This window comes from Roseomonas gilardii subsp. gilardii (assembly GCF_023078375.1).
In the GTDB taxonomy this organism is placed as follows: Bacteria; Pseudomonadota; Alphaproteobacteria; order Acetobacterales; family Acetobacteraceae; genus Roseomonas; species Roseomonas gilardii.
The window spans coordinates 2,715,840-2,742,032 of record NZ_CP095554.1; the positions used below are offsets into that span (position 1 = coordinate 2,715,840).

The 26,193-nt window shown below is 70.3% G+C and carries 23 protein-coding genes, 1 tRNA gene and 3 pseudogenes; 15 read left to right on the forward strand and 12 right to left on the reverse strand.

The window, feature by feature from the left end; translation table 11 throughout:
- Positions 1-104 precede the first annotated feature (104 nt).
- Positions 105-178: transfer RNA gene (locus MVG78_RS12340), tRNA-Gln, on the reverse strand.
- A gap of 126 nt (positions 179-304) precedes the next feature.
- Here MVG78_RS12340 and MVG78_RS12345 point away from each other — a divergent pair.
- From MVG78_RS12345 to MVG78_RS12380, 8 genes are all read left to right on the forward strand, one after another.
- Positions 305-1,294, forward strand: a complete 990-nt coding sequence (locus MVG78_RS12345) for a Ppx/GppA phosphatase family protein (RefSeq protein ID WP_247551874.1) — start codon at positions 305-307, stop codon at positions 1,292-1,294.
- On the forward strand, positions 1,270-1,668 hold the full coding sequence (locus MVG78_RS12350) for a Ppx/GppA phosphatase family protein (RefSeq protein ID WP_247551875.1): 399 nt from the start codon (positions 1,270-1,272) through the stop codon (positions 1,666-1,668). Before MVG78_RS12345 ends, MVG78_RS12350 begins: the two co-directional genes overlap by 25 nt.
- 233 nt (positions 1,669-1,901) lie before the next feature.
- Positions 1,902-2,576, forward strand: a complete 675-nt coding sequence (locus MVG78_RS12355) for an RlmE family RNA methyltransferase (protein WP_247551877.1) — start codon at positions 1,902-1,904, stop codon at positions 2,574-2,576.
- A gap of 185 nt (positions 2,577-2,761) precedes the next feature.
- Positions 2,762-4,261 (forward strand): IMP dehydrogenase, encoded by a 1,500-nt coding sequence (guaB, locus tag MVG78_RS12360; RefSeq protein WP_247551878.1) that lies wholly within the window; start codon positions 2,762-2,764, stop codon positions 4,259-4,261.
- A 126-nt stretch (positions 4,262-4,387) separates the two neighbouring features.
- On the forward strand, positions 4,388-5,737 hold the full coding sequence (locus MVG78_RS12365; protein WP_247551880.1) for an RsmB/NOP family class I SAM-dependent RNA methyltransferase: 1,350 nt from the start codon (positions 4,388-4,390) through the stop codon (positions 5,735-5,737).
- On the forward strand, positions 5,734-6,297 hold the full coding sequence (locus tag MVG78_RS12370) for a GNAT family N-acetyltransferase (RefSeq protein ID WP_247551883.1): 564 nt from the start codon (positions 5,734-5,736) through the stop codon (positions 6,295-6,297). Before MVG78_RS12365 ends, MVG78_RS12370 begins: the two co-directional genes overlap by 4 nt.
- Before the next feature lie 41 nt (positions 6,298-6,338).
- The gene (gene guaA / locus MVG78_RS12375; protein WP_247551885.1) at positions 6,339-7,967 is read left to right on the forward strand and encodes a glutamine-hydrolyzing GMP synthase; all 1,629 of its coding nucleotides are present in this window, start codon (positions 6,339-6,341) and stop codon (positions 7,965-7,967) included.
- Between the two features lie 89 nt (positions 7,968-8,056).
- Complete coding sequence (locus tag MVG78_RS12380) at positions 8,057-9,088, forward strand: amino acid ABC transporter substrate-binding protein (RefSeq protein WP_247551887.1); 1,032 nt, start codon at positions 8,057-8,059, stop codon at positions 9,086-9,088.
- Positions 9,089-9,132: 44 nt separating this feature from the next.
- Here the strand turns inward: MVG78_RS12380 and MVG78_RS12385 are convergent, their stop codons facing one another.
- A complete protein-coding gene (locus MVG78_RS12385; RefSeq protein ID WP_247551889.1) occupies positions 9,133-10,116 on the reverse strand; it encodes an endonuclease/exonuclease/phosphatase family protein in 984 nt (327 codons plus the stop codon).
- 358 nt (positions 10,117-10,474) lie between these two features.
- On the opposite strand from MVG78_RS12385, the pseudogene MVG78_RS12390 reads away from it, so the two are divergent.
- The 3 genes and pseudogenes from MVG78_RS12390 to MVG78_RS12400 all read left to right on the forward strand — a co-directional run bounded on the left by MVG78_RS12390 (position 10,475) and on the right by MVG78_RS12400 (position 14,043).
- Positions 10,475-12,345 (forward strand): annotated as a pseudogene (locus MVG78_RS12390) (ribonucleoside-diphosphate reductase subunit alpha).
- A 167-nt stretch (positions 12,346-12,512) separates the two neighbouring features.
- Entirely contained in the window at positions 12,513-13,580 is a 1,068-nt protein-coding gene (locus tag MVG78_RS12395; RefSeq protein ID WP_247551891.1) for a ribonucleotide-diphosphate reductase subunit beta, read from the forward strand.
- Positions 13,581-13,764: 184 nt separating this feature from the next.
- Positions 13,765-14,043: a hypothetical protein gene (locus MVG78_RS12400; protein WP_027281462.1), complete on the forward strand. Its 279-nt coding sequence runs from the start codon at positions 13,765-13,767 to the stop codon at positions 14,041-14,043.
- A gap of 14 nt (positions 14,044-14,057) precedes the next feature.
- On the opposite strand, the gene MVG78_RS12405 is transcribed toward MVG78_RS12400, so the two are convergent.
- Positions 14,058-14,819: a tRNA1(Val) (adenine(37)-N6)-methyltransferase gene (locus tag MVG78_RS12405; protein ID WP_247551893.1), complete on the reverse strand. Its 762-nt coding sequence runs from the start codon at positions 14,817-14,819 to the stop codon at positions 14,058-14,060.
- On the reverse strand, positions 14,816-15,028 hold the full coding sequence (locus MVG78_RS12410) for a putative signal transducing protein (protein ID WP_247551895.1): 213 nt from the start codon (positions 15,026-15,028) through the stop codon (positions 14,816-14,818). Before MVG78_RS12410 ends, MVG78_RS12405 begins: the two co-directional genes overlap by 4 nt.
- A gap of 91 nt (positions 15,029-15,119) precedes the next feature.
- Here MVG78_RS12410 and MVG78_RS12415 point away from each other — a divergent pair, with 91 nt between their 5' ends.
- Complete coding sequence (locus MVG78_RS12415) at positions 15,120-16,139, forward strand: polyprenyl synthetase family protein (protein ID WP_428480650.1); 1,020 nt, start codon at positions 15,120-15,122, stop codon at positions 16,137-16,139.
- Between the two features lie 48 nt (positions 16,140-16,187).
- On the opposite strand, the gene MVG78_RS12420 is transcribed toward MVG78_RS12415, so the two are convergent.
- The 5 genes and pseudogenes from MVG78_RS12420 to MVG78_RS12430 all read right to left on the reverse strand — a co-directional run bounded on the left by MVG78_RS12420 (position 16,188) and on the right by MVG78_RS12430 (position 20,352).
- A complete protein-coding gene (locus MVG78_RS12420; protein WP_247551897.1) occupies positions 16,188-16,943 on the reverse strand; it encodes an SDR family oxidoreductase in 756 nt (251 codons plus the stop codon).
- An 88-nt stretch (positions 16,944-17,031) separates the two neighbouring features.
- Complete coding sequence (locus MVG78_RS21755; protein ID WP_345892825.1) at positions 17,032-17,484, reverse strand: transglutaminase-like domain-containing protein; 453 nt, start codon at positions 17,482-17,484, stop codon at positions 17,032-17,034.
- A complete protein-coding gene (locus MVG78_RS21760; RefSeq protein ID WP_345892826.1) occupies positions 17,460-17,594 on the reverse strand; it encodes a hypothetical protein in 135 nt (44 codons plus the stop codon). The genes MVG78_RS21755 and MVG78_RS21760 overlap by 25 nt, the downstream gene beginning before the upstream one ends.
- Before the next feature lie 119 nt (positions 17,595-17,713).
- Positions 17,714-17,899, reverse strand: a pseudogene (locus tag MVG78_RS21765) (transglutaminase N-terminal domain-containing protein); the annotation flags it as partial.
- Positions 17,896-20,352, reverse strand: coding sequence for a circularly permuted type 2 ATP-grasp protein (locus MVG78_RS12430; RefSeq protein WP_247551899.1), 2,457 nt, complete (start codon positions 20,350-20,352; stop codon positions 17,896-17,898). The gene MVG78_RS12430 and the pseudogene MVG78_RS21765, both read right to left, overlap by 4 nt.
- A gap of 195 nt (positions 20,353-20,547) precedes the next feature.
- Here MVG78_RS12430 and MVG78_RS12435 point away from each other — a divergent pair, with 195 nt between their 5' ends.
- Positions 20,548-21,180 (forward strand): HAD family hydrolase, encoded by a 633-nt coding sequence (locus MVG78_RS12435; protein ID WP_247551901.1) that lies wholly within the window; start codon positions 20,548-20,550, stop codon positions 21,178-21,180.
- Between the two features lie 36 nt (positions 21,181-21,216).
- Here MVG78_RS12435 and MVG78_RS12440 read toward each other — a convergent pair whose 3' ends face one another.
- The 3 genes from MVG78_RS12440 to MVG78_RS12450 all read right to left on the reverse strand — a co-directional run bounded on the left by MVG78_RS12440 (position 21,217) and on the right by MVG78_RS12450 (position 25,502).
- A complete protein-coding gene (locus MVG78_RS12440) occupies positions 21,217-22,029 on the reverse strand; it encodes a creatininase family protein (RefSeq protein WP_247551903.1) in 813 nt (270 codons plus the stop codon).
- Positions 22,030-22,095: 66 nt separating this feature from the next.
- The gene (locus MVG78_RS12445) at positions 22,096-23,907 is read right to left on the reverse strand and encodes an adenine deaminase (protein ID WP_247551905.1); all 1,812 of its coding nucleotides are present in this window, start codon (positions 23,905-23,907) and stop codon (positions 22,096-22,098) included.
- Entirely contained in the window at positions 23,904-25,502 is a 1,599-nt protein-coding gene (locus tag MVG78_RS12450; protein ID WP_247551907.1) for an ABC transporter substrate-binding protein, read from the reverse strand. Before MVG78_RS12450 ends, MVG78_RS12445 begins: the two co-directional genes overlap by 4 nt.
- A gap of 94 nt (positions 25,503-25,596) precedes the next feature.
- Here MVG78_RS12450 and MVG78_RS21770 point away from each other — a divergent pair, with 94 nt between their 5' ends.
- Entirely contained in the window at positions 25,597-25,863 is a 267-nt protein-coding gene (locus MVG78_RS21770; RefSeq protein ID WP_345892827.1) for a hypothetical protein, read from the forward strand.
- Positions 25,851-26,156 (forward strand): annotated as a pseudogene (locus MVG78_RS21775) (M20/M25/M40 family metallo-hydrolase); the annotation flags it as partial. The gene MVG78_RS21770 and the pseudogene MVG78_RS21775, both read left to right, overlap by 13 nt.
- Between the last annotated feature and the right edge of the window lie 37 nt (positions 26,157-26,193).

Sequence of the window (26,193 nt, forward strand, 5' to 3'; positions counted from 1 at the left end):
GTGTGGGCAGTGTGACGTTCTGGGATCAGGCATGATGCGCCATAGGGCCAAGGGGCTGGTGGAGGCCAGTCCCGCGAACCAGATCACGGCTATGATGAGGAAATTGGCTGGGGAACCTGGATTCGAACCAAGACTGCCCGAGTCAGAGTCGGGAGTTCTACCGTTAAACTATTCCCCAGAGGCCGGTCCGTATGTCCCGGTCGCTGACGAGGCGCGAGATAGCATCGGTCCCCGTGGCCTGCAACCACCCCAGCGCATGAAAGCTCTTGCCCAGGCGCATAGGCTCCCGGATCATGACACTCCCATGGCGACGATGAGCCACCTTCCGACCTGTCGCCCTGGCCCGGCCCTTGCTGCGCCGGTCCATGCGGCGATCGATCTCGGGACGAACAACTGCCGTCTCCTGCTGGCCGCGCCCGGCGGTCCGGAAGGTTTTCGTGTCGTCGACAGCTTCAGCCGTATCGTGCGCCTGGGGGAGGGGCTGGGCCGGACCGGCAGCCTGACCAGCAGTGCCGTGGACCGTGCCCTGGGGGCGCTGGCCGCCTGTCGGGACAAGCTGGCGCGGCGCCCGATCCATGCGGCGCGCGCCGTCGCCACGGAAGCCTGCCGCCGGGCCGCCAATGGCGCGGATTTCCTGCGGCGCGCGGAATCGGCCCTGGGCCTGCCGATCGAGGTGATCTCGCCGCGCGAGGAAGCGGTCCTGGCCATGGAATCCTGTGCCCCCCTGATGGCTCAGGCGGACCGGCGAATCCTGCTCTTCGACATCGGCGGCGGCTCGACCGAGATCGCCTGGATCCGCACGCCGCGCGAGCCGGGCGATCAGCCATCGCTGATCGGCTATGTCTCCGTCCCGGTGGGGGTGGTGACAGTGGCGGAGCAGGCGGGCGCGCTCTGCGACAGCCGCCAGGGCTTCGCCGCCCTGGTGGAGGAGATCGCCTCCAGGCTCGAACCCTTCAACGCCGTCCATTGCATCCGGCAGGAGATGCGCGCCGGCGGGGTCAGCCTGATGGGCACCAGCGGCACGGTCACCACCCTGGCCGGCATCGCCCTGGACCTTCCGCGCTATTCGCGCCCGCTGGTGGATGGGCAGGTGCTGGGCATCGACACCGCGGATGCGGCCCTGCACCGGCTGCTGTCCCTGGGGCGGGAGGGCATGGCGGCGCATCCCTGCATCGGCCCGGAGCGGATGGACTTCGTCCTGCCGGCCTGGTGGAGGAGATCGCCTCCAGGCTCGAACCCTTCAACGCCGTCCATTGCATCCGGCAGGAGATGCGCGCCGGCGGGGTCAGCCTGATGGGCACCAGCGGCACGGTCACCACCCTGGCCGGCATCGCCCTGGACCTTCCGCGCTATTCGCGCCCGCTGGTGGATGGGCAGGTGCTGGGCATCGACACCGCGGATGCGGCCCTGCACCGGCTGCTGTCCCTGGGGCGGGAGGGCATGGCGGCGCATCCCTGCATCGGCCCGGAGCGGATGGACTTCGTCCTGCCGGGCTGCGCCATCTATGCCGCCATTCGCCGCACCTGGCCGGCCCCGCGCCTCACCGTCTGCGACCGTGGGCTGCGGGAGGGCATGCTGTTGCGGATGATGCGCCATGGCCGCCCCGCCATCGGGCGGCGCGGGCGGGACTGGCCGGCGGCACGCGGGTTCAGCGCCGCGACGCACTGAGAGCCCGATTGAGAATGGCCGCGGGTCGGTCTGGCGGGTCTTTTCCGCGCCGGGGGCGTCAGGCTCTTGCCCCGATGCCCCGCATCGGGGCGGCGGACCTTCCTGCCCGGCACGAAAAATCCCTCGCCAGCCCTCCGCCGCCCCATTCTCAATCGGGCTCTGAGCGCCGGGCCCGCGCTTTCGGGCCTGGCCGCCCCTGCTCCATCCGGGGCGACCTGCTCTATAAGGGTGGCATGAAACCTCCCGCCGATCGCGGCCTCACCGCGCGCCTGCGCACCGCCAAGGGCCGGACGACCGCCTCCCAGCGCTGGCTGGAGCGGCAGATCAACGACCCCTATGTCCGCGCCGCCAAGGCTGCCGGATGGCGCTCGCGTGCCGCCTTCAAGCTGCTGGAACTGGATGAGCGCTTCAAGCTGCTGAAGCCCGGGCAGCGCGTGGTGGATCTGGGCGCCGCGCCCGGGGGCTGGACCCAGGTCGCGCTGAAGGCGATCGGCGACCATGGCCGGGTGGTCGGGCTGGACCTGCTGCCGATCGACCCCATCCCCGGCGCGATCCTGCTGGAAGGCGACTTCACCGAGCAGGCGGGCGAGGATGCGGTGCTGGCGGCGCTGGACGGGCAGGCGGATCTGGTGCTCTCCGACATGGCACCCAACACCACCGGGCACAACGCGACCGACCATCTGCGGATCATGGGGTTGGTGGAGCTGGCCGCGGATTTCGCGCGCCGTGTCCTGGCGCCGGGCGGCGGCTTCGTGGCGAAGGTCTTCCAGGGCGGCACGGAGAAGGAACTGCTGGCCGCCCTCAAGCGGGACTATGCCCAGGTGCGCCATGCCAAGCCGCCGGCCAGCCGCAAGGACAGTGCCGAGGCCTATGTCGTGGCCCAGGGGTTCCGCGGCTCAAACGATTGAGAAACGATTGAGATCTGGGGCCATCGCGCCGCCGCGTCCAGGCCGGCGGCCCTGCGGCGGGCGCGACCCTGCCAGGATCGCGCGGGACAACCCGCAGGGGCGGAGAAGCTTGCCATCGACCGCCCCGGCAGCGTAGGAGGGGCCGCCAAGGTCGCGCAGCGCCATCCCCCGAGAGGCCCCCGCCCATGGCACCCGATATGCTCCCCCGAATCGACAGCCGCATCACCTTCGAGGAGGCCTTCGCCTTCGACGACGTGCTGCTGGTCCCTGGCTATTCCACCGTCCTGCCTTCCCAGACGGACACCCGCACCCGGCTGACGCGGGAAATCCGGCTGAACATCCCCCTCGTCGCCGCGGCGATGGACACGGTGACCGAGGCCCCCATGGCCATCGCCATGGCCCAGGCCGGCGGCATCGGCGTGATCCACAAGAACCTCTCCATCGAGGAGCAGGCCGCCCAGGTCCGCCGCGTGAAGAAGTTCGAGAGCGGCATGGTGGTGAACCCCGTCACCATCCACCCCGACCAGACCCTGGCCGATGTCCGCGCCCTGCAGGAACAGCACCACATCAGCGGCATCCCGGTGGTGGAGCGGGAGAGCAAGCGCCTCGTCGGCATCGTCACCAGCCGTGACGTGCGCTTCGCGACCGACCCCAATCTCCGCGTCTATGAGCTGATGACGCGCGAGAACCTCGTCACCGTGCTGAACGACGCCACGCCGGAACAGGCGCGGTCGCTGCTGCACAAGCACCGCATCGAGAAGCTGCTGGTGGTGGACGACCAGTACCGCTGCATCGGGCTGATCACCGTCAAGGACATGGACAAGGCCCAGGCCAACCCCTCCGCCGTGAAGGACGCGATGGGCCGCCTGCGCGCCGCCGCCGCGACTGGCACGGGCGAGGACGGCCTGCGCCGCGCCGAGGCGCTGGTGGAGGCCGATGTGGACGTGATCGTGGTGGACACCGCCCATGGCCATTCCGCTGGCGTGCTGAAGGCGGTGGAGCGGGTGAAGCAGCTCTCCAACAGCGTGCAGGTCATCGCCGGCAATGTGGCGACGCCGGAAGCGGTGCTGGCGCTGATCGAGGCGGGCGCGGATGCGGTGAAGATCGGCATCGGCCCGGGCTCCATCTGCACCACCCGCATCGTGGCCGGCGTCGGCGTGCCGCAGCTCACGGCGGTGCTGGAATGCTCCGCCGCGGCGCGGGAAAAGGACGTGCCGGCCATCGCCGATGGCGGCATCCGCACCTCGGGCGACATCGCCAAGGCCATCGCCGCCGGCGCCGACTGCGTGATGATGGGCAGCCTCTTCGCCGGCACGGACGAGGCGCCGGGCGAGGTGTTCCTCTACCAGGGCCGGTCCTTCAAGTCCTATCGCGGCATGGGCTCGCTGGGCGCCATGGCCCGCGGCTCGGCCGACCGCTACTTCCAGGCCGAGGTGCAGGACAGCCTGAAATTCGTCCCCGAGGGGATCGAGGGCCGCATCGGCTACAAAGGTCCGGTCGGCGCGGTGATCCACCAGCTCGTGGGTGGGCTGCGCTCCGCCATGGGCTACACCGGCAACGGCACGATGGCGGAGATGCAGCGCAACTGCCGCTTCCGCCGCATCACCAATGCCGGGCTGCGGGAAAGCCATGTCCATGACGTGGCGATCACGCGTGAGGCGCCGAACTACCGCGCCGACGGCTGAAACCCCTCCCGGCCCGGCGGCAAGCCGGGCCCGGAAGCATCCCTTTTCATGCAACCCGCCCCGGGCCGAGGCGCTGCCATCCAGGCGCCTCCCCGGGGCGTCGCTCGTTCAGGCAGAATCCTTGAGATGACCCCCGCCGCCCGTATCGCCGCCGCCATCGCCCTGCTGGAGCAACTGGAGGCCCAGCCCCGCCGCCCGGCGGATGCGGTGGCCAACGAGTTCTTCCGGGCACGCCGCTATATCGGGGGCGGCGACCGCCGCGCGGTGGCGGAGCGTGCCTGGGGCGTGGTGCGGGAGAGGCTGCGCCTCGACTGGCATCTGGCGCGCGTCGGTGGCCAGCCGACGCCGCGCCTGCTGGTCGCGACCCATATGCTCCTGGTCTCGGAGGAATCCCTCCAGTCCGTGCTCGCCACCTTCCATGGCGAGCGCCATGCCGAGGCCCCCCTGGAGGCCGGCGAGCGCCGCGTCCTGTCCGCCCTGCGGCCGCCCCTCCTGCGTCCGGAGATGCCTGAGGAGGTCCGCCTCAACATCCCCGGCTGGGCCCTGCCGGGCTTCCGTGAGCGTTTCGGCCCGGAACTGCCGCAGGCGGCGAAGGCCATGATGGAAACGGCCCCGCTGGACCTGCGGGCGAACCTGCTGAAGGGCACGCGCGAGGGGGCGATCGCCGCCCTGGCGGCGGAGGGCATCGCAGCGCGGCCCACGGCCCTGTCCCCCTGGGGCCTGCGGCTGGCGGAGCGGCAGCCGATCCTGGCCACCCGCGCTTTCCGGGAAGGGCTGGTGGAGATCCAGGACGAGGGCTCGCAGCTCATCGCCCTGCTGGCCGATGCGCGGCCCGGCATGCGGGTCGCCGATTACTGCGCCGGGGCGGCAGGCAAGACCCTCGCCATGGCGGCGGCCATGGGCAATCGCGGGCGGATCGTGGCCTGTGACGTCTCCGTGCCGCGCCTCTCCGGGGCCGCCCAGCGCCTGCGCCGGGCCGGGGTGGACAATGCCGAGACACATCTGCTGGTGCTCGGCGACCGTTGGGCCAAGCGCCGGGCGGGACAGTTCGACCGCGTCCTGGTGGATGCGCCCTGCACCGGCACCGGCACCTGGCGGCGCAATCCCGATGCCCGGCTGCGCACCGGGGCGGAGGATCTGGCCGAGCTCCAGGTGAAGCAGGGCGAGATATTGCGGCGCGCGGCTTCCCTGGTGCGCCCCGGGGGAAAGCTGGTCTACGCTACCTGCTCGGTCCTGCCCGAGGAGGATGAGGTGCAGGTGCGGGAGTTTCTGAGCGGCCATCCGGAGTTCCGGACGGTGCCGTTGGCGGAGGCCTGGGCACAGGGCTTCGCCGGATGGGAAGGGGAGGCGGCTCCGGCCAGCCCCGGTGACGGCCTGGGTGCCGGGGGGGATTTCCTGGCCCTGGCGCCCCACCGGCAGGACACGGACGGCTTCTTCTGTGCCGTGCTGGAGCGGCGGGAGGCCGGGGGGTCATGACCGCCATCCGCCGCGCCCGGCCGCAGGATGCCTTCGCCATCGGTGCCGTGCATGTCGCGGCCTGGCGGGATTCCTATGCGGGGCTGCTGCCGGATGCCTATCTGGCCAACCTCTCGCCGCAAAGGATCGGCGCTGGCTACGGCCAGGGGCTGATCGCCCGGCGGGAGGGCGAGGCGATCTTCGTCGCCGAGACGCCGGAGCCCGCCCGGCGGGTGGTGGGCTTCGCCTCCGCCGGCCATGCCCGGCGTGCCGGGATGGGAACCCGTTGGGGTGAGGGGGAGATCGCCACCCTCTATGTCCTCAGCGACTACCGGGACCAGGGGATCGGCCGCCGGCTGCTGCGCGCTTCCGCCGCGCATCTGGCGGCCATCGGATGCGCCTCGGCCATGCTCTGGGTGCTGTCCGACAACCATGCCCGCTTCTTCTACCGCCATCTCGGCGGCCGTCCGGTGGCGCGGGAGGTCATCCAGGTCGGCGGCCGGGCGGTGGAGCAGACCGCCATCGCCTGGGACCCGATCGAGACCCTGCTCGACGCCACCGCCGTTTCATCCCGCGGCTGACCTGCCCTGCGCAGGAAGAGGTTGACGCGGAGGCATCCGGCGTGCTTCGCGCCGCCATGGCCGACCCCATCGCGACGACTCACGTCACCCCCGCTCCCGCCTCGGCGCAAGAGGCCGCCGGCGGGCATGACCGCATCCTGATCCTCGACTTCGGCAGCCAGGTGACGCAGCTCATCGCGCGCCGGCTGCGCGAGAGCGGGGTGTATTGCGAGATCTGGCCCTTCACCGCCAGCGATGACCGCATCCGCGACTTCCAGCCGCGCGGCATCATCCTGTCCGGCGGCCCGGCCAGCGTGACCGAGGGCGAAAGCCCCCGCGCGCCGAAGGTGGTCTTCGAGCTCGGCCTGCCGGTGCTCGGCATCTGCTACGGGCAGCAGACCATGTGCGCCCAGCTCGGCGGGCTGGTGGAAAGCGGCCATCACCGCGAGTTCGGCCGCGCCTTCGTCGAGATCACCGATGCCTGCGCCCTGACGCAGGGGGTCTGGGAGAAGGGAGCGCGCGAGCAAGTCTGGATGAGCCATGGCGACCGCGTGACGCGCCTGCCGGAAGGCTTCCGCCCGGTGGGCGTGAGCGAGGGCGCGCCGCTGGCCATCATCGCCGATGACAGCCGCCGCTATTACGGTGTGCAGTTCCATCCGGAGGTGGTCCACACGCCGCATGGCGCCGCGCTGCTGCGGAATTTCACGCACACGGTCTGCGGCTGCAAGGGCGACTGGACCATGGGCGCCTTCCGCGCCGAGGAGATCGCCCGCATCCGCGCCCAGGTCGGCTCCGGCCGGGTGATCTGCGGCCTGTCCGGCGGCGTGGATTCCTCCGTCGCCGCGGTGCTGATCCACGAGGCGATCGGCGACCAGCTCACCTGCATTTATGTCGATCACGGGCTGATGCGTGGTGGAGAGACGGAGCAGGTGCTCGCGACCTTCCGCGACCGCTTCAACATCAAGCTGGTGCATCGCGACGCCTCCGAACTCTTCCTCGGCGCGCTGAAGGGCGTCACCGACCCGGAGGTGAAGCGCAAGACCATCGGGCGGCTGTTCATCGAGGTCTTCGAGGAGGAGCAGGCCAAGATCGGCGGCGCCGACTTCCTGGCCCAGGGCACGCTTTATCCCGACGTGATCGAGAGCGTCTCCGCCACCGGCGGCCCCTCCGTCACCATCAAGTCGCACCACAATGTCGGCGGCCTGCCCGAGAACATGCGCATGAAGCTCGTGGAGCCGCTGCGCGAGCTGTTCAAGGATGAGGTCCGCGCCCTGGGGCGCGAGCTGGGCATGCCCGAGGCCATCGTCGGCCGCCACCCCTTCCCGGGGCCGGGCCTGGCCATCCGGATCCCGGGCGAGGTGACGCGCGAGAAGGTGCGGATCCTGCAGCAGGCGGATGCCGTCTTCCTGGAGGAGATCCGCAATGCCGGCCTCTATGACGCGATCTGGCAGGCCTTCGCCGTGCTGCTGCCTGTCCGCACCGTCGGCGTGATGGGCGATGGACGGACCTACGACCAGGCCTGCGCGCTGCGCGCCGTCACCAGCACGGACGGCATGACGGCGGATGTCTATCCCTTCGAGATCGCCTTCCTGAGCCGGGTTGCCAACCGGATCGTCAACGAGGTGCGCGGGATCAACCGTGTTGCCTATGACGTGACCAGCAAGCCGCCTGGAACCATCGAATGGGAGTAAACCGGCGCTTGTTCGCCGGGCGGTAGCACGGCGACGCTCGACCCACCGGCCTCCGACGGGACGGAGGCCCCTGGGAAGGGTAAGACACGATGCGCATGACGAGCGTCGCGGCGGCCGCCCTGGCCTCCGCCTTTTTCGCGTTTCCGGCCTCTCAGCAGGCTGCGGCCCAGCCGGCCGCCGATACCATGGGGGCCATCAAGCAGCGCGGCTACCTGCTTTGCGGCACCGCCGGCAACAATGTGGGATTCAGCCTGCCGGACAGCCAGGGCGTGATGCGCGGCATCGATTCCGACACCTGCAAGGCGGTGGCTGCCGCCGTGCTGGGCGATGCCAACAAGGTCCGCTTCATCCCGACCACCGCGCAGAACCGCTTCACGGCGTTGCAATCGGGCGAGGTGGACATGCTGGTGCGCTCCACCACCTGGACGCTGGGGCGGGAGGCGGCGCTGGGCCTCGAATTCGCCGCGGTGAACTTCTACGATGGCACCGGCTTCGCGGTGAAGACGGCCTCCGGCGTGAAATCGGTCAAGGATCTGGATGGCGCCTCGGTCTGCGTGCAGCCGGGCTCGACCACCGAGTTGAACCTCACCGACTATTTCCGCAGCAACAACATGAAGTTCACCCCGGTGGTGATCGAGAATGTGGAGGAGATCCGCAATGCCTTCATCAGCGGCCGCTGCGACGCCTTCACCACCGACGCCTCCTCGCTCGCCTCCTTCCGCTTCAGCCAGGGCGCCAATGCGGACCAGTACACGATCCTGCCGGAAATCATCTCCAAGGAGCCGCTGGGCTCCATGGTCCGCAAGGGCGACTGGAAGTTCTTCGACATCGTGAAGTGGACGCATTTCGCCCAGCTCACCGCGGAGGAGCTCGGCATGACCTCGAAGAACATCGACAGCTTCGTGGACAACAGCAACCCCGAGATCCAGCGCTTCATGGGCAAGAGCGGCGACCTGGGCAAGATGCTCGGCGTGGCGCCGGACTGGGCCGTGCAGGTGGTCAAACAGGTCGGCAACTATGGCGAGGTCTGGGACCGCAACATCACCCCGATGGGCGTGCAGCGCGGGCCGAACAACCTCTGGAACAAGGGCGGTCTCCAGTACCCGCCGCCGATGCGCTGAGCCGGCTGGCCGGGAAGAGGTCCCTTCCTCCCGGCCCTCTATCCTCAGAAGCGCAGCGTCAGCAGGACCGCGTCGTGGTCGGACAGGACCTTGCCGACCTCGTCCACCGAGGACATCATCGCGGGCGCCTCGGCGGTCAGGCCGCGCGTGCAGAACCAATCGAGCTGCCGCGGGTTCAGGCCGTTGCTCCAGGTGCTGCGGCGGGTGGTGACGCCGGCCAGGTTGCAGCCGGACCAGTCATAGCCCCGCGCCACCGACTCGGCGAACAGCATCTCCTCCGGATCGTCATGACCGCCCGGCGCCACTTTCGTGTTGAGGTCGCCGCCGATCAGCACCGGCAATGAGCCGGCATAGGCATCCAGCGCATCCAACAGCCCGCGCATCTGCCTGGCGCGCCCGGCGAAGTCGGCACGGCTTTCCAGATGCACCGAGCAGCCGACGAACTCCCGGCCGCCGTATTGGAAGGTCGCCGCCACCGCCATGCGCGCGCCGATGCGTTTCTGCCCGCCGGGCGGGTCGATGAACCAGTCCGCGGCCTCCGCCAGCCGGATCACCACCGGGTCGCGGAAGGGCAGGGCACTGGTGAAGCCGTTGCCATGGAAGCCAAGCCGGTTGTCGGCCGCGGGGTCGTCATAGGCGATGGGCGCCGGCATCGGCGCCAGTTCCAGGAATTCCAGCGCATAGGCATAGCCATGGCCGAGGAGGCCGGCGAGGTCGCGCGTGGTGTGGCGCTGCCCCGTGCGCAGCATGCCAGAATCCATCTCGGACAGGAGGACCAGCGCCACCCCCTGCTGTCGCAGCAGGCGGGCTGCCGCATCCGGATAGAGGCAGCGCTCCAGGTTCCAGGCCGCCACGCGCAGCAGGGCCTGCTCCGCCGGCCGCGGCGCGGCGACGGATTCGATCTCGCCGAAGGCCTGGACCGAGGCCATGGCGCCGTCATGCGCCTCGCGCCGGGGCGGCAGGGCCGCGAATTCCGCGCGCCGTTCCAGCGGCACGGGGGACAGGTTCTGGACGGGTTTGCTGGACATGGCGGCGGTCCGGATTCCACAGGCTGCGGGGAGCGTCCCGCTAATCACCGGATGGTGAGGTGGCCAGTGAAGCTTTGGCGTCGATGCCCGCGGGGAAGCGCCTCATCGCCTGTGGAAAACGGGGAAAGAGGGGATAAGGCGGTGCCCGTCACGCGTCCGGCGACAGGCCGAGAAGCGGGGAAAGCCAGGATTGCCGCGGGCTTTCGTGCTTTCCAGCTGCTGGCCCGGGCCACAAAACCTAGATGCCTTTCCCTGGAGCCTTACCAGATGTGGTGTTAAGAATGTCGCCCCGACTCCTTGGTCGGGTTCCGCTTCCATGTTTCACCGTCCCCCGGACCTGCCTAAGGAGAGGACCGCCATGTTCGATGCCGTTCAGCTTGAGGGGCATGGCCAGGTCACGATCGACCGTTCCCGCGACGCGCTGCTCACCGATTTCGGCAAGGCGACGCTCGACGACCGCTACCTGTTGCCTGGCGAATCCTATCAGGACCTCTTCGCCCGCGTCGCCAGCGCCTATGGCGACGACGCCGCGCATGCGCAGCGCATCTACGACTACATCTCGAAGCTCTGGTTCATGCCGGCGACGCCGGTGCTGTCCAATGGCGGCACGACGCGCGGGCTGCCGATCTCCTGCTTCCTGAACGAGGCGGATGACAGCCTCGACGGCATCGTCGGCCTCTGGAACGAGAATGTCTGGCTGGCCTCCAAGGGCGGCGGCATCGGCTCCTACTGGGGCAATCTGCGCTCGATCGGCGAGAAGGTCGGCCAGAACGGCAAGACCTCCGGCATCGTGCCCTTCATCCGCGTGATGGACAGCCTGACCCTGGCGATCTCCCAGGGCTCGCTGCGCCGCGGCTCGGCCGCCGTGTACCTGCCGGTCTCGCATCCCGAGATCGAGGAGTTCATCGACATCCGCCGCCCGACCGGCGGTGACCCGAACCGAAAGGCGCTGAACCTCCACCACGGCATCCTGATCCCCGATGCCTTCATGCGCGCGGTGGAGGCCGACGAGGAATGGGCGCTGACCAGCCCCAAGGACGGCGCGGTCATCCGCAAGATCTCGGCGCGCGGCCTCTGGATCCGCATCCTGCTGGCGCGGATCGAGCAGGGCGAGCCCTACATCATCTACAGCGACGCGGTGAACAACGCGCGGCCGGAATACCACAAGCTGGCCGGGCTGGAGGTGAAGACCTCCAACCTCTGTTCCGAGATCACCCTGCCCACGGGCCGCGACCAGCATGGGCAGCAGCGCACGTCTGCACGGCCGTCTGCTGCCTCTCCTCGCTGAACTTCGAGACCTGGTTCGAGTGGAAGGACCATCCGACCTTCATCGAGGACGTGATGCGCTTCCTCGACAACGTGCTGCAGAGCTTCATCGACACCGCGCCCGACAGCATGGCCCGCGCGCGCTACAGCGCCATGCGCGAGCGTTCGGTGGGCCTTGGCGTGATGGGATTCCACTCCTTCCTCCAGGCGCAGAACGTGCCTTTCGAGAGCGTGGTGGCGAAGGTCTGGAACAAGCGGATGTTCAAGCATATCCGCGCCCAGGCCGATGCCGCCAGCATCAAGCTCGCCAATGAGCGTGGCCCTTGCCCCGATGCGGCGGAGTATGGCTTCAACGAGCGCTTCTCGAACAAGATGGCGATCGCGCCCACCGCCTCGATCAGCGTCATCTGCGGCGGCGCCTCGGCCGGCATCGAGCCCATCGCGGCGAATGTCTATAACCACAAGACGCTGTCCGGTTCCTTCATCGTGCGCAACGCGCATCTGAAGAAGGTGCTGGCGAAGCATGGCCGCGACGACGACGACACCTGGACCAGCATCACCGTCAACAAGGGCTCGGTGCAACACCTGGATTTCCTGAGCGAGCAGGAGAAGGCGGTGTTCAAGACCGCCTTCGAACTGGACCAGCGCTGGGTGATCGAGCACGCCGCCGACCGCACGCCCTTCATCTGCCAGGCACAGTCGGTGAACCTCTTCCTGCCCGCCAACGTGCACAAGCGCGACCTGCACCAGATCCACTTCCAGGCCTGGAAGAAGGGCATGAAGTCGCTCTACTACTGCCGCTCGCTCTCCATCCAGCGCGCCGACACGATCAGCGAGAAGGTGGCGGTACAGCCCTCGCTGGGCGCGGCCGCCGTGCCGGATGACGTGCAGATCCCGCTGCCGCTGGTGGCGCAGCCGGCGGGCGGGACCACCAATTACGAGGAATGCCTGGCCTGTCAGTAGGCAGCGCCGGAGCCATCCTCGGCGAGGGCGGCCAGCGGGCCGCCCGGACCATCGGCGGTGGGGAAGGGAGTGCCCGGCCTGGACGGCGCCGGCCCGCAGCCCGCAACCCCGCGCCGGAGGCAACGAACCGACGTCCAGACGGACCAGAACAGACAGCGAGACGCCCCATGCCCGACGGCCACAGCCCCACCGACGAGATCCCGACGCATTTCGACCTGCTGACCGCCAACCCGGTCTACAAGCCCTTCCGCTACCCCTGGGCCTATGACGCTTGGCTGACGCAGCAGCGCGTCCACTGGCTGCCGGAAGAGGTGCCGATGGCCGATGACGTGAAGGACTGGCAGAAGAACCTGTCCGAGGTGGAGCGCAACCTCGTGACGCAGATCTTCCGCTTCTTCACGCAGTCGGACGTGGAGGTGAACAACTGCTACATGAAGCACTACTCCCAGGTGTTCAAGCCGACGGAGGTGCTCATGATGCTGTCGGCCTTCTCGAACATCGAGACGGTGCATATCGCGGCCTACAGCCATCTCCTCGACACGATCGGCATGCCCGAGATCGAGTACCAGGCCTTCCTCAAGTACAAGGAGATGAAGGACAAGTACGACTACATGCAGAGCTTCTCGGTCGAGAACAAGACCGAGATCGCCAAGACCCTGGCCGCCTTCGGCGCCTTCACCGAAGGGCTGCAGCTCTTCGCCTCCTTCGCGATCCTGCTGAACTTCCCCCGCTTCAACAAGATGAAGGGAATGGGGCAGATCGTCACCTGGTCGGTGCGCGACGAGACTCTGCACTGCCTCTCCGTGATCAAGCTCTTCCGCACCTTCGTGCAGGAGAATCCGGAGATCTGGACGGCCGAGCTGCGCCGCGAGATCACCCAGATCTGCGAGACGATCGTGGAGCACGAGGACTCCTTCATCGACCTCGCCTTCGAACTGGGCGACGTGCAGGGGCTGACCGCGCCGGAGGTGAAGCAGTACATCCGCTTCATCGCCGATCGCCGGTTGCAGCAGCTCGGCCTGGAGCCGGTCTACCGGATCGAGCGCAACCCGCTGCCCTGGCTCGACGAGATGCTGAACGCGATCGAGCACACGAATTTCTTCGAGAACCGGGCCACGGAGTATTCGAAGGCTTCCACAACCGGAAGTTGGGAAGAGGCTTTCGAGGACAGCGTTTTCAACGCGCCCGGCCAGGAAGCGGGAGACGCCGCTGGTTCCGAACGCCCTCGCCACTGAGAGGAACGGATGGGACACCGCCCAATGATTGCAGGCGGTGTCTCAAAATATGCGTTTCTTTGATTGAAAATGACGGTACAGTGGCGGGGTTTCGTGGCACGCTGGCAATGGATAGATTGGGCTGCGTGTATTCGGCGAAATCGCGTCAATCTGTCCGATCATAGGGTGGGGTGCCGGCCTCGACATGGCTGAGAACGATAGCAGCGAGACGACGAAGCCGGGCACGCGCCCAGGCTCGGCCCCGAGGCAGACACGCCGCCTCTCGGACAAGATTCTGATTGCCTTCCATCACGCCTGCGACCAGGAGGATTTCGAGGTCGCGGAAGACCTGCTGCGGCTCCTTGAGGTCATGCTGACCCGCAAGCCGGTGCATCCGGACGTCAATCGCCGGAAGAACATGGAAAGCCTCGTCGCCGCGCATGAGCGGCTCTGGCTGCTGCGGCACCCGGAAGCGCAGGGCTGAACCGGGCAGGCGGCTCAGCCGGGCAGGGCCGTGCCCTGCCGCAGCACCGCCTCCGCCCCGGCGGACCAGCCCTGGCCTTCATGCAGCACCAGCCCCGGCAGCACCCGGTCCGGTCCCCGCCGCCCCCGCCAGCCCTGAAGCAGCACGCGCTTCGCCTCCCGTCCCGCCCTGGGCCAGAGCGGAAAGAGCGACACCGCCCCGAAGCCGGCCTCGCGTAAGGCCGCCCAGCCCTCGCCATGCCGGTGCGCCGGCAGGATCAGCGTCGCCGATCCGCCCATGCGCACGCCCCGGGCCAGGACCTGGGCCCAGAGCCGCAGCGGCGCCGGCTCCGCCTCATGCACCGCCGCCGCCCGGCGCGGGTCGGGGGAGGCGGTGCCGCCGGTCCAGTAGGGCGGGTTGGCCAGCCCATGCGCCGCGAATCCCTGGCCGGGCAGGGCATCCGGCTCCGCGATATCCGCCGTCCGGATCGTGGCGCGCCCCTCCCAGCCGTTCCGGCGCAGGTTCTCCGCCGCCAGCGTGGCGAGTCCGGGGTCACGCTCGACCCCGATGCCGGTGAGGTCCGGAACGCGGGCCAGCAGGCAGAGCAGCGCGGCGCCGCTGCCGCAGCCGAGCTCCAGCACCGCCTCGCCGGGCCTGGCCGGCACATGCGCGGCCAGCATCACCGCATCCAGCCCCGCCCGCAGTCCGTCGGACGGCTGATGGAGCAGGACCCGGCCATCGAGCAGCCGGTCCTCGGTGATCCCAGGGGTGATTCCGGGGGAGGGGACGGGCGTCACGCTCCCGCCTCTCCCGCCTCCCGCAGCACGGCCTCGGCGGCCCGCGCATCCTCCTGCCGGACCGCGAGACGGCGCGGGAAGGCGCCGATCCCGCCCTCCACGGCACTGACATGGGCGTCGAGGACGAAGGAGGGGATGCCCGCATCCCGCAGCAGGGCCTGCAGGAAGCTCAGGCGGACGGGGTCGAGGCCAGTGGCCAGGATGTGCATGCGTGCTCCGGCAGTGTTGTGGGCCGCGCGCCTTGGCGTGGCTGCCTGTCATGGTTATGTTGCCGGCCGGTCTTCTAAGGTCATTTTCTGCTTGAGCGTAGCCGTCACGCCGACGCCCGACGACGAGAATCCCGAGGCTGCGCTCGTGGTTCTGACCGAGCTGGTCCGCGACGACCTGGAGCTGTGCAACCGGCTCATCGTCGAGCACATGGACAGCCCGGTGTCCCTGATCCCGCAGCTCGCCGCGCATATCGTCGCGGCCGGGGGCAAGCGGCTGCGGCCGCTGCTCACCCTGGCCGCCGCGCGCATGTGCGGCTACCGGGGGGAGCGCCATGCCGCCCTGGCCGCCTGTGTGGAGTTCCTGCACACCGCCACGCTGCTGCATGACGACGTGGTGGACGAAAGCTCCCTGCGCCGCGGCCAGGCCAGCGCCAATGCGCTGTTCGGCAACAAGCCCTCGGTGCTGGTGGGGGATTTCCTCTTCGCCCGCGCCTTCCAGTTGATGGTGCGCGACGGCTCGCTGCGCGTGCTCGCGATCCTGAGCCAGGCCGCCGCCACGATCGTGGAGGGCGAGGTGCTGCAACTCGTCATCCAGAACGACACTGCCACGACCGAGGAGCAGTACCTCCAGGTCATCGCCGGCAAGACCGCCGCGCTCTTCGCCGCCGCCACCGAGATCGGCGCCGTGGTGGCCGACCGGCCGGAGGCCGAGGCCCAGGCGCTGCATGCCTATGGCCGCGACCTCGGCATGGCCTTCCAGCTCGTGGACGACGCTCTGGACTATTCGGCGCGGCAGGCCGAGCTGGGCAAGACGGTCGGCGACGATTTCCGCGAGGGCAAGATCACCCTCCCGGTCCTGCTGGCCTTCCAGCGCGGCGACGAGGAAGAGCGCGTCTTCTGGCGCCGGGTGCTGGAGGAGCGGGAGCAGGACGAGGGCGACCTGGAACATGCCCTGCACCTGATGCGCCGGCACGATACCCTGGGCGCCACCCTGGCACTGGCCGAGACCTATGGCCGCTCGGCGCAACAGGCGCTGGAACTCTTCCCTCCGGGGCCGGAGCGGCAGGCCCTGTCCGACATCATCCGCTTCTGCATCGCCCGCGCCCGCTGAGGCGCGAGGCGATGGGCGGGGAGGGCGGTACCCTCCCCATCCGCCGCGTCAGCCGCGCCCGACGAAGGGCATGGCGGTGGCCATGATGGTCATGTTCTGCACATTCGCATCGAGCGGCAGGGCGGCCATATGGGCGACGGCGCGCCCGACATGCATCACGTCCATCCGCGGCTCCACCATCATCCGCCCATCCGCCTGCGGCACGCCCCGGGTCATGCGCTCGGTCATCTCGGTCGCGGCATTGCCCACGTCGATCTGGCCACAGGCGATGTTGTGCTTGCGCCCGTCCAGGCTGATCGACTTGGTCAGGCCGCTGACGGCGTGCTTGGTGGCGGTATAGGGCGCGCTGCCCGGCCGGGGGGCATAGGCGCTGATCGAGCCGTTGTTGATGATGCGGCCGCCCTTCGGGTCCTGCGCCTTCATCATCGCATAGGCGGCGCGGGCGCAGAGGAAGGCGCCGTTCAGATTGGCCGCCACCACGCCGAACCAGTCGTCGTCGCTGATTTCGTCGAAATCCACGGCGGGGCTGCCGCGCCCGGCATTGTTGAACAGCAGGTCCAGCCGTCCCCAGCGCCGCTTCACCGCGTCGAAGAGCGCCGCCACCGAGGCCGGGTCGCTGATGTCGCCGGGCACCGGCAGGCAGCGGCCGCCATGCTCGCCTGCGCGCGCCACCGTCTCCTCCAGCGCATCGCGCCGCCGCCCGGCCAGGGCCACCGACCAGCCATCGGCCAGCAGCGCCAGCGTGGCGGCGCGCCCGATTCCCGAGCCGGCGCCCGTCACCACCGCGATCCGTGATTCCGTCATGTCATTCCACTCCCTTGGAGGTCAGGTGCAGCCTGCGTCGCCCGCCATGGGGCGGCAAGACAAGGGCGTGCATGCCTGGGGGAAGGTGTCAGCCCTCCTCGACCGGCGCCAGATCCACGCCGACCTCCAGCTTGTGCCGCCCGCCGCCCAGGATGATGCCGCGCAGCGGCGAGACATCGCCGAAATCGCGCCCCCAGCCGAGCAGCACATGCTCCTCCGAGAGCAGGATGTCGTTGGTCGGGTCCAGGTCCAGCCAGCCGAGCTCCGGCCCCAGCCAGGCGCCGACCCAGGCATGCGACATGTCGGCGCCGACCCGCCGCGGCTGCCCCGGCGGCGGATAGGTGCGGATATAGCCGGAGGTGTAGCGCGCCGGCAGGCCGAGGGCGCGCAGCCCGGCGATCATCACATGGGAGAAGTCCTGGCAGACGCCCTCGCGGCGGCGCAGCACCTCCTCCACCGGGGTGGCGATGCCGGTGACGCCGGAGCGGAAGCGGAACTCCTTCCTGAAGCGGGAATTCAGGTCCAGCAGCCCCTCCAGCACCGGCCGCCCGGGGGGAAGGAGGCGGCGGCGAAGTCCCGGGCCGCCTCGCCCACCCGGACCATGGGGCTGGGGAAGGTGAACTCCGCCGCCTCCGGATCGCGCCGCGCCATGGCCGCCACCTCCTCCCAGGGCAGGGTCGAGCCGGCGGGGGAGGAGGCGGGAAGCGCACATCCACCACCGCCTCGGTCACCACCTCGAACCTCTCATGCGGGCTGTCGAGGAAGAGCCAGGTGACGTGGTTGCCGAAATGGTCCCGCCCGGTGGTGATCCGGGCGGCCTCCGGCGTGCTGGTCAGCTTCGTGCTCAGCACGCGCTGCGCGGGCAGTTCGCGCGGCGTCAGGCAGAGCATGTGCGTCGCCATCTCCACCGGGTGGCCATAGGCATAGCTGGTGACGTGCCGGACACGCAGGATCATGCCAATCCCCGCCCGATGACCGGGACGAGCGCCCGCGCCTGCGGCAGCAGGGTGAAGTACCGTCGCGAGATCCCCTCGGCCAGATTGCCCGCGCGCTCCTCCACCCCCCGCAACCGGCCGGGTACGTCGCCCGCCGGGCCCTCGGCGATGGCGAAGGCCTCCTGCGACAGGGCCTCCGCCTCCCTGGCCAGGCCATCATCCTGGCCGCCCAGGTTCTCCAGCAGCTCGCGGGCCCGGGCGAACTGGAAGCCCAGCCCGCGGGGATTGCCGGGATCGGCCAGGACCAGCCGCAGCACGGGTTCCGCCTGCGGTGCGGCCAGATAGCGGGTGCGGTAGGTGATCACGGAATCGCACAACTCCAGGGCGAGGCGCAGCCCGGCCTCCAGCCGCGCCGGCGGCTGGTCGAGCGCCATGGACAGGGCGGAGGCGACGGACTGGGCGCGCTCCACCCGGCGCCCGAGGTCCAGGAAGGTATGGGCGCCGCCGCGCACCATGTTCTCCGCGGCCACCCCGGCCACCCCGGCGGCGTAGCGCATGGCGGCACGGTGGAGCTGGGACAGGGATTGCAGGTCGCGCACCCGGGGCAGCTTGTCCCGCATCTCCCGCAAAGGCTGCAGGAAGGCGTCGTGCATATCGCCGGTCTGCCGGTCGCGCGTGGCCTCGACCAGCCGGGCGATGCGCCCGAAGGCGCGTGACAGGGCCTCGTCGGGCCGGGCGGCGCGCAGCAGGGCCCGGCGCAGCGGCCCGGCATCCCCGGCGACGGGGAAGTCCTCCACCTTCACCAGCCCGGCGGGGACCAGGCAGCGGGCCAGGGTGTGCAGCTCCGCCAACTCGTGCGGCAGCAGGGCGTCGCGCTCCAGCCGCACCAGGGCCGCGCGCGACAGGCGGGCGGCGGTGTCCAGCCGCTCCACGTAGCGGCCCAGCCAGAACAGGTTGTCCCCCGCCCGCGACGGCATGCCGGCCGCCATCCGGCGCAGCGCCAGTGGCGGCGACTGGAGGGTGGGGGGCAGCCCGGCCTCCGCCTCGTCCTCCAGCACCCAGACATCCTTCGACAGCCCGCCCTCCGGCACCCGCGTGAAGGCATGGGCGCCGTCCTCGATGACATGGGCGAAGCCGCCAGGCAGCACCCGCCAGCCGGGCGCGCCGCCCATCTCATCGCTGGCCACAAACATGCGGAGCCGCACCGGAAGAGGCACCTTGGCGCCGGTCCCGTCCTCCCCGGCATCGCTCACCCAGCAAGGCGCCTGCGAGGGCGGGGAGATTTCCGTGGCTGCCCAGCTCTCCGGCCGGGCCTCCAGCCGCGCGAGAAGGGCCTCGTTCGAAAGATCGAGATGCAGGGCCGGGACGCGTGGATCGGTGGCGGAGCGCAGCATCCAGCGTCCCGGCGCGGCGCGAACCTCCTCCAGCGCGGCCGGATCGCCCAGCCAGAGGGTGCGCAGCCCCGGCAGCCGCAGAGCCTCGCCCAGCAGCGCCTCGCAGAGACACGGCAGGAAGGCAGCCAGGGCGGGGGCTTCCGCCATGTCGGCGCCCGGGTCGTTGATGATCCGCACCGCGCCGTTGCGGGCGGCATCCATCAGCCCGACCACGCCACCGGCGGCGGGGGCATCGGATTCCAGCGGGTCCAGCAGATGACCCTGCATCCGCCGGAGCAGCGCGCCGATCGGCTGCAGCCCGCGCAGCGTCTTCAGGTAGAGCCGGCCCCGCCGCACCGTGAGGTCTCCCGGCTCCACCGGGATGCAGTCCAGCGCCTGGGTCAGCACCACGTTCTCCGCCCAGTTCGGATCGCCCACGGCGGGGGTGAGCAGGGCCATGGCGTCTTCCTCATGCCCGGGTGGCAGGGCATGGCGGAGCGAGAGCTGCCAGGCCTCCAGGAAGGGCCGCACCGGTCGCAGCGGTACCCGGCGGAAGAGCTCCGGCATGGTGCGGGCGAGCAGGCGGCGGTTCTCCAGCGCCTGCGCCAGCCCGGCCATGCGGGCGATGGAATCCCCGGCCACGCGCCACTGCCCGTCCTGCCCCCGTTGCAGGTCCGTCGCCAGCATGCTGAGCATGGGCGGGCGCGGCACCGGGCCGGTGGTGCGGCAGGCGCGCAGGAAGCCGGTATTGTTGAAGACCAGCTCGGCCGGCAGCAGCCCCTCGGCCAGCAGCCGCTGGGGGCCGTAGATATCCTCCAGCACCCGCTCCAGCAGCCGGGCCCGTTGCGCCAGCCCCTGCTCCAGACGGGCGAATTCCCCCGCCGGGATGGGCATGGGCAACAGGTCGCAGCGCCAGGCCGTCACCCGCTCCTCGGAGGGCAGGAGGGAGGCGATCCCGTCCTCCTCCAGGACCCGGTGCAGGCTGAGGGCGCGATCCGACAGGTCGCCGCCGGACAGGCCCGACAGCGCGCCCAGGATGCCGCGCCAGTGCGGGCGGATCCGGCCCTGGCCATCCACCATCTCGTCGGCGGCGACGCTCATCCCGGACAGGGTCCGGCGGGCATGGGTGTGGTGGGCAGGGCGGCGCTCATCCCGTCATCTAACCGGGCTGGCCCCCGATACGCCAGCCGGTGCCCGGGCCGGGGAGGACAGATTCCGGACGTGGTGGCTGACTTCCGGGGTGGAAGCGGGCAGTCTGCCGCCCGATCCATCCCCCCGACCGCGAGGAATCCCGGCATGGCCGCCGAACAGCGCAGCATCGTCATCTTCGACCTCGGCGGCGTGCTGGTGGACTGGGACCCGCGCCATCTCTACCGTCGGCTCTTTCCCGGGGACGAGGCGGGGATGGAGCGGTTCCTGGCCGAGGTCTGCACCAACGAATGGAACCTGCAACAGGATGCCGGGCGAAGCTGGGCCGAGGCCACCGCCCTGCTGCGCGCCCAGCATCCGGGGCAGGAGGCGCTGATCGACGCCTTCCACCACCGCTGGCCGGAGATGATCCGGGGTGCGATCGACGGCACGGTGGCGATCCTGCGCGAACTGCACGAGGCCAGGGTGCCCCTCTACGCCCTGACCAACTGGTCCGCCGAGACCTATCCGGTGGCGGAGGAACGCTTCGACTTCCTGGGCTGGTTCCGGGGCGTGGTGGTGTCGGGACAGGAAAAGCTGATCAAGCCCGATCCACGGATCTACCGCCTGCTGCTGGAGCGCTTCGGGGTGGACCCGCGACAGGCTGTCTATATCGACGACAATCCCCGAAACGCGCAGGCGGCCAGCGATCTCGGGATGCATGGCATCCATTTCATCTCGCCCGAACATCTGCGGGCGGATCTGGTGGCGCTGGGCCTGCCGGTGGCGCCGCTCGCCTGACACTTCCGGGGCGGCGCCCCGGTCAGGACACCCTGGTCAGGGCGCCTCCGGCATGTCGCGCAGCCAGGCGTCGAGATCCACCGCCGCCACCTGCTGCCAGAGTTCCGCCATGCGCCGGGCGGCGAAGTCCAGCAGCGCTTCGCCCATCTCCGCCGTGGCCTTCGCGGCATCGCCCACGGCCCCGGCCGGGTTCAGGTCCTGCGCCTGCCAGGCCAGGCTGGCGCCCAGGGCGGAGGCGATGGCGGGAGCGCCTTCCTCCAGCCGCTGCTTCGCGCTGGGGAAATCGGCCATGGCGGCGCGATCCACATCCTGGGGCGAGAGGCGCAGCATCAGGGCCGTCTCGTCCCGCCCGGCATGGATGCCGTAGCGCGCCTCCACCGGATCGGCGAGGCCCTCCGGCCGGCCCATCCGGTCCCAGTGGCTGCCGATCGCCAGGATGCGGTTCCCGGCGCGGAGGCGGCGGCAGGCGACCTCCAGCATCGCGCCGTTGCCGCCATGGGCGTTCATCACCACCAGCCGCCGCACCCCGGCGCGCGCCACGCTGGCGCCGATCCCGGTGACGAGGCGGAGGAAGCCTTCCTCATCCAGCGTCAGCGTGCCGGGAAAGGCCAGATGCTCCACCGAGAGCCCCACCGCCTGATGGGGCAGCACCAGCAACGGCAGCTCCGGCGGGCAATGGATCAGCGCCCGGGCCAGGATGCCGGCATTGATGGTCTGGTCGGTGGAAACGGGCAGATGCGGCCCGTGCTGCTCCGTGGCGGCGATGGGCAGGACCGCCACCGTGTTCTCCGGCAGGTCCCGGAACTCCGGCCAGCGCAGCTCGGCCCAGAAACGCGTGCGGATCGGCATGGCGGCAGCCTCCTTTTCCCCGGTGATGGCAACGCCGGAAACCTGGTTCCGGCGTCGCGTCAGCCTTCAGGACGGAACCGGCTCTCCCCCGACCGGCAGGGCCGGGTCGCGTACCTCCCCGGTGCCGCCATCGGTGATGCCGAGATCGGTCGGATGCGGCCCGGGATTGCAGGCCAGCGAGATGCCGGTCACGCCACGGAAGACCCGGAAGGGCGGCTTCCACGGCATCACCGCATCCGCCGCCGCGCGCAGGCGGGCGAAGCTGGCGGCGGTCTCCTCCGGCGGCGTCTCGGCCAGCAGCCCGGCGATGGGCAGGGGCATCACCCCCGTCACCCGCCCGCCCGCCGCCACGGCCATGCCGCCGCCGCAGGCGATCAGCGCATTGGCGGCGGCCGCCATATCCGCCGGGTCGCGGCCCAGCACCAGCAGGTTGTGGTTGTCATGGCTGATCGTGGTGGCCACGGCGCCTTCCGGCTCGCCCCAGCCATCGGCGAGGCAGAGCATCGGCGCCGGATCGCGCCGCCCATGCCGGTGGAGGATGGCGATCAGCGCATGGCCCGGCGGCAGCTCGGCGATGCCATCGCGCACGGTGACCTTGGCCTCGGCCCAGTGGACCACGCGGGCGCCGCCGACCACGGGCAGGCGTGCCTTGCCGTTGCCGATGCCCTTCACCCGCAGGCGGAAGGCATCCGGCACCTGGGGCGCCAGCTTCACCGTGTCGCGCGGCGCGCCGGACAGGTCGCGGGGCAGGGCTTCGAGCATCCGGCCGCCCTGCGCCACGAGGCGCCCGGCGACATAGACCCGCTCCACCACCATGCCGGGCAGGTCGGAGAGCACGGCGATCTCCGCCCGCCGCCCGGGGGCGATCAGGCCGATATCGTCGCGCTTCAGCCGCAGCGCCGAGTTCAGCGTCGCCATGCGGATCGCCAGCACCGGGTTCAGCCCGCGCGCCACCAGCCGCGCCAGCGTGTCGCGCAGCCCTCCCTTGGCCACCAGCTCGTCCGGGAAGATATCGTCCGTGCAGGCCACCAGATTGGCCGGGAAAACCGGCAGGGACAGGATCGCCGCCACGGCGCCGGGCAGGACGTTGTCGTGGCTGCCGCGCAGCTCCACCGTCAGCCCTGCCCGCAACTTGGCCAGCAGGTCCTCGCCGGAGGTGATCTCGTGGTCCGAGGTCACGCCGGAGGCGGCATAGGCCTGGAGCGCGGCGCCCGTCAGGTCCCGCCCATGGCCGTTGACATTCTTGCCCGCCGCCATGCCGGCCGCGACGATGCCCTCCATCCGTGCGCTGCCGGAGAGCACGCCGGCCATGTCCATGACCTCGGCCACGCCCGCGACCTCGGGCCAGGACAGCATCTCCCGCATCTCCTCCGGCCCGATCTCGGCGCCCGCCACCTCCAGCCCGGGGGCGGAAGGGACGCAGGACGGGGCGGCGACCAGCACGCGCAGCGGCAGGCCGCGCGCCGCCTCCACCGCCCATCGCACGCCCGGAACGCCCAGCACATTGGCCAACTCGTGCGGGTCCCAGACCGTGGTGGTGACCCCGTGCGGCACGACGGTGCTGGCATAGTCCACGGGGGCCATGAAGGAGGATTCGAAATGCAGGTGGTTGTCCACGAAGCCGGGCGCCAGGAAGCGTCCCGCCAGGTCGTGAACCTCCGCCGCATCGGCGCGCGTGCCGGGCGGGTGCACGGAGGCGATCAGCCCGCCGACCAGCCCGACATCCGCCGCGCGCAGCTCGCCGGTCGCGACATCGACCACCGTGCCGCCGGTGAGCAGCAGGTCGAAGGGCGCCTTGCCATCTTCCCCACCCTGGGCCGCCTGAACGGCGCGGCGGCGGGTCTCCGCGGCGATGGGGGCTTCGGGGGCGAAGTTCATGGTGCCTTGCTCACGCTGGTGGCGAGCGTCATCTCGTCGGTGCGGGCCTCGTAGCGCAGCCCCTTCCGCATCGCCCAGGTGTTGGTCTGGAAATAGAGCGGGATCAGCGCCTGCTGATCGACGATCGCCATGCGCGTGGCCTCGCGGCTGATGCGCTCGCGCTCCTTGTCATCCATGGTGGTGCGGGCCTGCTCGATCAGCCGATCGATCGCGGCATTGCTGAAGCGCCCGCGATTGGCCGGGCCGAAGCCGCGCGACGGGTCCACCGTGTGGATCAGAGCCTCCAGCATCCCCAGCACCTCCGGATTGGGCGAGAAGCCGGACAGGTTCACCGAGTATTTGAGCTGCGCCGCCTCGCTCAGCCAGGTGCCACGCGGCTTCGTCTCCACCGTGGCGGCGAGGCCGGCGCGGCTCCACATCTGCCCGATCGCCTGCACCACCTGCTCGTCATTCACATAGCGGTCGTTCGGCCCGTTGATCTGCACCGCGAAGCCTTCCGGATAGCCCGCCTCGGCCAGCAGCTTCTTCGCACCCGCGAGGTCGAAGGGCTGCGGCTTCGCCAGTTCCGGGGAGGCGCCGAAATAGCCCGGCGGCGCGAGGTCGTTGCTCGGCAGGCCCTGGCCCTGCATGACGCGGGAGACGATAGCCTCCCGGTTGATCGCCATGGACAGCGCCTTGCGCACCCGCACGTCGCGCAGCGGATTGGGAATCGGCTTGCCGTCGCGGCCGGCGATATGCGGCGTCACCTCGCGGTCGCTGTCCAGCACCAGGAACATCAGCCGGTTGGAGGGGCTGACGGCGGTGGCGAAATTCGCATCCTTGGCGAAGCGGTCGAACTGGTCCGTCGGCACGATCTCGATCAGATCGACATCGCCCGCGCGCAGCGCGGCGGTGCGGGCGCCGGCATTGGCGATGGGGCGGAACTCGACCCGCCGGAAGGCGGGCTTCGGCCCGGCGAACTCCTCATAGCGCTCCATCACCGCCACGCCGCCGGGCGTCCAGGAGACGTAGCGATAGGGGCCCGTGCCGACCATGCCCTTGCCGGCATTGAAATCGGCGGTGGAAAGCCCCTCGGCCGCATGCCTGGCCAGGATCATCACCATGGACAGGTAGTTCGCCATCAGCGGCGTCGGCGTGTGGGTGTGGATGCGCAGCGTCTGCGCGTCCACCTGCTCCACCGACTTCACCGGCCGGGTGTAGGTGTTGAGCGAGGAGGGCGAGTTCGGCACGTCGCCGGCGCGGGCGAGGGTGAAGGCCACGTCGTCCACCGTCACCGGCGTGCCGTCCTGGAAGCGCGCCGCCGGGTTCAGCCTGATCTCCCAGGTCAGGTCGTCCACCACGCGCCATTCGGTCGCCAGCGCCGGGCGCAGCACCTGCCGCGCATCCTGCTCCATCAGCGGCTGGAAGTAGTGGCGGCCATAGGCGTAGTTGGTGATCAGGCTGGCGAAATGCGGGTCGATGCTGGTCGGCCCCGCCTCCATGCCGATGCGCAGCGTGTTGGAATCCTGGGCTGCGGCCGGTGCCGCGACCGCCAGCGCCCCGCCGGCCAGGAGAGTGGAGGCGAGCAGGGCGTCGCGAAGGCGGGGGAGGCGCATGGCGGGGGGGGTCCGGTGGCAGTGATTTCTGGCGCGTGGCATGATACCGCCCGGCGCCGGAAAGCAAGCCCGCAGACCGGCCTGGAGACGAATTATGCCCTCACCGGAGGATCTCGCCCCTCTCGCCCCGGCCATGACCGCCTGGCGCCGCGACATCCACGCCCATCCGGAACTCGGCTTCGAGGAGACACGCACCGCCGCGCTGGTGGCGAAGGAACTGCGCGAGGCCGGGATCGAGGTGACGGAGGGGCTGGGCGGGACCGGCGTGGTCGGCACGCTGCGCGGCAAGGGGGGAGCGGCGGGGGCAACCGTGCCATCGGCCTGCGCGCGGACATGGACGCCCTGGCGATGGGCGAGGTGACGGGGCTTCCCTATGCCAGCACCAGGCCCGGCACGATGCATGCCTGCGGCCATGACGGACACACCGCCATGCTGCTTGGCGCGGCGAAGTGGCTGGCGCGGAATCCGGACCGCTTCTCCGGCACGGTGCATTTCATCTTCCAGCCCGCCGAGGAAGGGCTCGGCGGCGCCGACCGCATGATCCGGGAGGGCCTCTTCGAGACCTTCCCCGTCGATGCGGTCTACGGCCTGCACAACATGCTCGACATGCCGGTGGGCAGCATCGCCGTGCCGCGCAGCCGCGCCCTGGCCAGCGCCGATACCTGGGAGGCGGTCTTCACCGGCAAGGGGG

Coding starts and splice junctions, on each gene's coding strand:
- MVG78_RS12350 (WP_247551875.1), top strand. CDS start 1,270: ATGCGCGCCGGCGGGGTCAGCCTGATGGGCACCAGCGGCACGGTCACC.
- MVG78_RS12435 (WP_247551901.1), top strand. CDS start 20,548: ATGGCCGCCGAACAGCGCAGCATCGTCATCTTCGACCTCGGCGGCGTG.
- MVG78_RS12345 (WP_247551874.1), top strand. CDS start 305: ATGGCGACGATGAGCCACCTTCCGACCTGTCGCCCTGGCCCGGCCCTT.
- MVG78_RS21770 (WP_345892827.1), top strand. CDS start 25,597: ATGCCCTCACCGGAGGATCTCGCCCCTCTCGCCCCGGCCATGACCGCC.
- MVG78_RS12370 (WP_247551883.1), top strand. CDS start 5,734: ATGACCGCCATCCGCCGCGCCCGGCCGCAGGATGCCTTCGCCATCGGT.
- MVG78_RS21760 (WP_345892826.1), bottom strand. CDS start 17,594: ATGGCGCGGCGCGATCCGGAGGCGGCGGAGTTCACCTTCCCCAGCCCC.
- MVG78_RS12400 (WP_027281462.1), top strand. CDS start 13,765: ATGGCTGAGAACGATAGCAGCGAGACGACGAAGCCGGGCACGCGCCCA.
- MVG78_RS12385 (WP_247551889.1), bottom strand. CDS start 10,116: ATGTCCAGCAAACCCGTCCAGAACCTGTCCCCCGTGCCGCTGGAACGG.
- MVG78_RS12410 (WP_247551895.1), bottom strand. CDS start 15,028: ATGCACATCCTGGCCACTGGCCTCGACCCCGTCCGCCTGAGCTTCCTG.
- MVG78_RS12445 (WP_247551905.1), bottom strand. CDS start 23,907: ATGAACTTCGCCCCCGAAGCCCCCATCGCCGCGGAGACCCGCCGCCGC.
- MVG78_RS12365 (WP_247551880.1), top strand. CDS start 4,388: ATGACCCCCGCCGCCCGTATCGCCGCCGCCATCGCCCTGCTGGAGCAA.
- MVG78_RS12450 (WP_247551907.1), bottom strand. CDS start 25,502: ATGCGCCTCCCCCGCCTTCGCGACGCCCTGCTCGCCTCCACTCTCCTG.
- MVG78_RS12440 (WP_247551903.1), bottom strand. CDS start 22,029: ATGCCGATCCGCACGCGTTTCTGGGCCGAGCTGCGCTGGCCGGAGTTC.
- MVG78_RS12395 (WP_247551891.1), top strand. CDS start 12,513: ATGCCCGACGGCCACAGCCCCACCGACGAGATCCCGACGCATTTCGAC.
- MVG78_RS12380 (WP_247551887.1), top strand. CDS start 8,057: ATGCGCATGACGAGCGTCGCGGCGGCCGCCCTGGCCTCCGCCTTTTTC.
- MVG78_RS12420 (WP_247551897.1), bottom strand. CDS start 16,943: ATGACGGAATCACGGATCGCGGTGGTGACGGGCGCCGGCTCGGGAATC.
- guaB (WP_247551878.1), top strand. CDS start 2,762: ATGGCACCCGATATGCTCCCCCGAATCGACAGCCGCATCACCTTCGAG.
- MVG78_RS12430 (WP_247551899.1), bottom strand. CDS start 20,352: ATGAGCGTCGCCGCCGACGAGATGGTGGATGGCCAGGGCCGGATCCGC.
- MVG78_RS12355 (WP_247551877.1), top strand. CDS start 1,902: ATGAAACCTCCCGCCGATCGCGGCCTCACCGCGCGCCTGCGCACCGCC.